The organism is Clostridium sp., assembly GCF_040797585.1.
Lineage (GTDB): Bacteria > Bacillota > Clostridia > Clostridiales > Clostridiaceae > Clostridium_Z.
The window spans coordinates 1-5204 of sequence record NZ_JBFNEO010000197.1; the positions used below are offsets into that span (position 1 = coordinate 1).

A 5204-nucleotide genomic window follows, 5' to 3' on the forward strand; every position below is an offset into this window, starting at 1 on the left:
GTCTTGTACCAACTATAGTTAAAGTGAAATTTTGAATTAACTTACCTAAGGATTTTCTTTCCTCTTTAGTTATAAGGTTCACTTTTTTATTTTCATCAATGCCGCTTAATTTAATTACTACATCTATAAGTTTTTGAGGTAATAGATCTTCTAAAGAATTCTTAAAATCTTTATTTATATACTTAGAAAAATCCTTTTGTATTCTTAAATCCATTTCCTTTTCTGATAGTGCTGGTTTTAAGTTAATAGATAATTTATAGGTTTTACCCTTTTCTACTACTCTGCTTCCACTTAAAATTATAGGACCAGAAGCGCCATAATGAGTAAATAACATTTCACCAAAGTCCTTATAAAGATTTTTATTTTCTTTACTAAAGATATTAATTTCTACATTTTTTAAAGAAAGACCTTGTAGCTCTTTAATCCAAGGCTCTGATGCTTGAAGGGGTACCAAGGAAGCTTTTGGGGTAACAATTGAGTGACCAAGTTTTTTTGAAAATTTAAGTCCATCTCCAGTGGAACCAGTTAAAGGATAAGAGACTCCACCAGTACATAATATAAAATAATCTCCAGATATTTCTGTACCATTTTCAAGTAAAACTCCACTTATTTTATTTTCTTCTTTTAATATAAAATCCTTTACTTTACATCCAAGTTTAAGAGATACCTTTTTATCTATTAATTCTTTATTAAAGGCTCCTATTATATCTGATGATTTATCAGAGCATGGAAAAACTCTATCACCTCTTTCGGTTTTAAGGGGAACTCCTAAGCCTTCTAGAAGCTTTATAGTATCTAAATTAGTAAAGGTATATAAAGAACTATAAAGAAAGTGAGGATTTCCTGGTATATAATCAAAAAATTCACTTATATCTTTTCCATTAGTTACATTACATCTCCCTTTTCCAGTTATATATAGTTTTTTTCCTAGTTTATTATTTCCATCTATTAGAGTGACTTCATGGTCTTTTGCAGCTTGAAGAGCCGCCATCATACCTGAAGGACCTCCACCAATTATAATAACCTTGCTCATATCATCAGCTCCTAATAAATTATTAAATCATCATAAGAGTATATCCAAAACATGTATATTTGTCAATTTACATTGTAATTATAGATTATATTATCTACCTAGAAAATATAATCTATAAATATATAATTTGCAATAAATATACTTAACCTAATTAATAAATTTTTAGATTATAGGAATAAAAAAGAAGCCCGAAGGCTTCTTTAAAAAATTCTAGTATATTCCTTGAGCATTCATAGCTTGTGCTACTTTTAAGAAACCAGCTATGTTTGCACCAGCAACTAAGTTATATCCAAAGCCATAATCTTCAGCAACTTTTGCAGCTGTGTTATGGATATTAATCATTATTTCATGAAGTTTACTATCAACTTCTTCAGCAGACCATCTTAATCTCATAGAGTTTTGGGCCATTTCTAAAGCAGAAACTGCAACTCCACCAGCATTAGCAGCCTTAGCAGGTCCAACTAATACTCCGTTAGCTTGGAAGTACTGAACAGCCTCATTTGTACAAGGCATATTAGCAGCCTCACAAACAAACTTTATTCCATTTGCTACTATTTGTTTAGCATGCTCTAAATGTATGTCATTTTGAGTTGCACAAGGAATTATTATATCAACCTTAGTTCCCCATGGCTTTTGTCCTGCAAAGAATTCACAACCAAACTTATCAGCATAGTCTTGAACCTTATCTCTTCCGGAATTTCTCATCTCAACTAAGAAGTTTATCTTCTCCTCAGTAATTACACCATCTTTATCATATATATATCCATCTGGTCCAGATAAAGTAACAACTTTACCACCTAATTGAGCAACCTTTGCACATAATCCCCATGCAACATTACCAAATCCAGATATAGCTACAGTCTTACCAGTAAAGTCTAAACCTTCATGCTTTAATATCTCTTGGCAGAAGTAAGCAACTCCGTATCCTGTTGCTTCTGGTCTTATTAAGCTTCCACCATATTGTAAACCTTTACCTGTTAGCACTCCGTTTTCAAAGGCTCCTCTGATTCTTCTATAATGTCCATATAAATAACCTATTTCTCTAGCACCAACTCCAATGTCTCCTGCTGGAACGTCAACATCTGGACCTATATGTCTATAAAGTTCAGTCATATAGCTTTCGCAGAATCTTCTTATTTCAGCATCAGATCTTCCTCTTGGATCAAAATCAGATCCTCCCTTACCTCCACCTATTGGAAGTCCAGTTAAAGAATTCTTTAATATTTGTTCAAATCCTAAGAATTTTATTATTCCTAGATAAACAGATGGATGGAATCTTAATCCACCTTTGTAAGGTCCAATAGATCCATTAAACTGAACTCTAAAACCTCTATTTACATGAACATTTCCATTGTCGTCAGTCCAAGGCACTCTAAATACTATTTGTCTTTCAGGTTCAACTAATCTTTCTAATATGTTTCCTTTGATGTACTCAGGATTCTTATCTAGAACTAACTCAAGAGACCCTAATACTTCCTCAACAGCTTGGATAAATTCTGGTTCACCAGCATTTCTCTTTTTAACGTTTTCAATAACCTCTTCAATATACTGTTTTGAATTTAATGTTTCTTTTGTCATGTTTGTCTACCCCCTAAAATGAATTGATGTATTCATTTTTATTTTAAAGTTGATTTTCAACTTTCTTCACTCATAATATATATATTCGATAACGTTTCCATTATTCCTTCTAAAAAACCCTTGGTGGTCTATTTTTATGAAAATAAACGTTGTCAGGGTTCTTTTTAGATAAATAAGCAATACTAAAGTAAATTAGTTGCTTATTTATCATAAAAATCTATTTATCTTGAAGACTTTTATAAGAATATACTTGATACTCTTCCCAAATATTTTCTAAAGAGCTATAAGTATTAGAAATTTTATCCTTTTCCTTAAGTCCTACAGCTATTATTAAAGCATTAATTACACTTAGTGGTGCCACTAGTGAATCAACAAAGGATGCCATATTACTTTGAGCTATTAACGTATAGTCTGCTTTTGAAGCTAAAGGAGATAGAAGACTATCTGTTAAAGCTACCACCCTTGCATTTCTACTTTGAGAGAAAGCTAAAGCTTCTATAGTCTTTATTGCATATCTTGGGAAACCTATACCTATAACAAGATCTCCTTCACCAACATTTATCATTTGCTCAAATATATCACTTATTCCATAAGCTACTACCTTAACGTTATCAAGAATAACATTTAAATAAAATCCTAGAAATTCAGCTAAAGCAGTAGAACTTCTAAGTCCTATTATGTAAATCCTTTTAGCACTGAATATAGATTTAACTACATCATCAAAGGTTTTATGGTTTATTTTTTCAAGGGTTGCGCGTATATTTTCCATATCAGCTTTTAAAACCCCTTTTAAAGCATTTTCTTCACTTATAAAGTCATTAGAAAGCTCTATTCTTTGAACAGTGGTAAGTTTATTTTTAATAAGCTCTTGTAGAGCTTTTTGTAGCTTTGGGTATCCACTAAATCCAAGTTCATTTGCAAATCTTACTACAGTGGATTCACTGACTCCTACACTTGTACCAAGTTTTGCTGCAGTCATAAATGCAGCCTTATCATAATGTCTTAGTATATATTCTGCTATGAGTTTTTGACCCTTACTTAATCTTGGAAATTTAATTTGAATCATTCTCATTAAATCTTGACTAGAGTTTTCCATAGGTTAATTACTCCTCTTCATAATTAATTTTAAAATTGAAACTTTTTCTTCATTTTATCATCTAATGAATGAATAATTCAAGATATATTTCATTTTTTAGTTAATTTTTATATCTAATATTTAATTTTTAGAATTACATTACATAATTAAATACTGTATTAGCAAAGTTAAATAAAGTTTTTTTCAATAACAATTAAACTTGGAGACTTAGGACTCCTATTGAAGAAATTATGTTCCATAACCCCAAATTTATTTTTAGGTAATGTTTTAAAAAATTCATAAAGCCCATCTTTTTCATTCTTTCCTTGTTCATGACCTGGATAGACTGCAACGGTTATAAATCCACCAGGTTTTATGATATCTAGAGATTTTGATATGCTATATAAAGAGGATTCATAGAGGGTTGTAATATTCTTATCCCCTCCAGGTAAAAAGCCTAAATTATACATAATGCAGTCAGCTTCCTCTTTAATATAGTCTTTAATATACTTATGACTATTTATAATGACTTCCACATTATCATAGTTATTCTCTAAGTATTTATTAGCTATATGTTCTTGTATTTCAAAAGCATATACTTTTTTAAAGTTTTCTCTTAAAAAATCACAATCATGACCATTACCTAAGGTACAATCCACTGCTAATTGAAAATCTCTACAATAAGTCTTTATTATATTATGAGTTAATTTAGATAAATCCCCAACATAACTATACATAATTATCTCCTATAAACCTTTTATATAATCTATCTCTTCTTTTGTAAGCTCTCTCCATTGACCTTCTTTTAAGTTTCCTAAAGATAACTTTCCAATAGATACTCTTTTTAATGATAAAACCTCATGACCTAAAGTAGCACACATTCTTCTAACCTTCATATTCTTTCCCTCATGAATAGATATCTTTACCTCCGAGGAACCTCTAAACTCTTTTAACACTTCTATATCTGCTTCAGCGGTTATATAGCCTCCTATATCTACACCTGTTCTAAACTTTTCTAATTCATGTTTTTTAAATATCCCTTCTACCCTTGCTATATAAACTTTATTTATAATATTTCTTGGGTGAATTATATTATTATATATATCTCCATCATTAGTAAGAAGAAGAAGGCCTGAACTATCATAATCTAGACGTCCTATAGGATATATTCTTTCATCTACTTTAACTATATCTAGAATAGTTTTTCTATTTTTTTCATCTTTTACTGTAGTAACATATCCTTCTGGCTTATTTAACATAATATATCTCTTATTTTCCTCAAGGAAAATTTCTTTTTCATCTACAAGAACTTTATTATTTTCTCCATTTACTTTTATACCTAATTCTTTAACAATTACCCCATTAACCTTTACTCTTCCCTGCACAATAATCTCTTCACATTTTCTACGAGAGGCAACTCCGCATCTTGCCATAAATTTTTGTAATCTTTCTTCCATTTATTTCACCTTACCTATTAAATTTCATTAAAATTATATATATTAAATAGGAAAAAAGCAA

Annotated in this window: 5 protein-coding genes; all 5 read right to left on the reverse strand. The window is 30.2% G+C overall.

The window, feature by feature from the left end; all coding sequences use genetic code 11:
- Positions 1-1033, reverse strand: a 1033-nt coding sequence (locus AB2369_RS11120) for an NAD(P)/FAD-dependent oxidoreductase (RefSeq protein ID WP_367666549.1), incomplete at its 3' end; no start/stop codon positions are given.
- A 210-nt stretch (positions 1034-1243) separates the two neighbouring features.
- On the reverse strand, positions 1244-2611 hold the full coding sequence (gene gdhA, locus AB2369_RS11125; RefSeq protein ID WP_367666550.1) for an NADP-specific glutamate dehydrogenase: 1368 nt from the start codon (positions 2609-2611) through the stop codon (positions 1244-1246).
- A gap of 217 nt (positions 2612-2828) precedes the next feature.
- The gene (locus AB2369_RS11130; RefSeq protein WP_367666551.1) at positions 2829-3707 is read right to left on the reverse strand and encodes a MurR/RpiR family transcriptional regulator; all 879 of its coding nucleotides are present in this window, start codon (positions 3705-3707) and stop codon (positions 2829-2831) included.
- 167 nt (positions 3708-3874) lie between these two features.
- Positions 3875-4423 carry a class I SAM-dependent methyltransferase gene (locus AB2369_RS11135; RefSeq protein WP_367666552.1) on the reverse strand — a complete coding sequence of 183 codons (549 nt, stop codon included), beginning with the start codon at positions 4421-4423 and terminating at the stop codon, positions 3875-3877.
- 9 nt (positions 4424-4432) lie between these two features.
- Positions 4433-5143, reverse strand: a complete 711-nt coding sequence (locus AB2369_RS11140) for a pseudouridine synthase (RefSeq protein WP_367666553.1) — start codon at positions 5141-5143, stop codon at positions 4433-4435.
- Positions 5144-5204 lie beyond the last annotated feature (61 nt).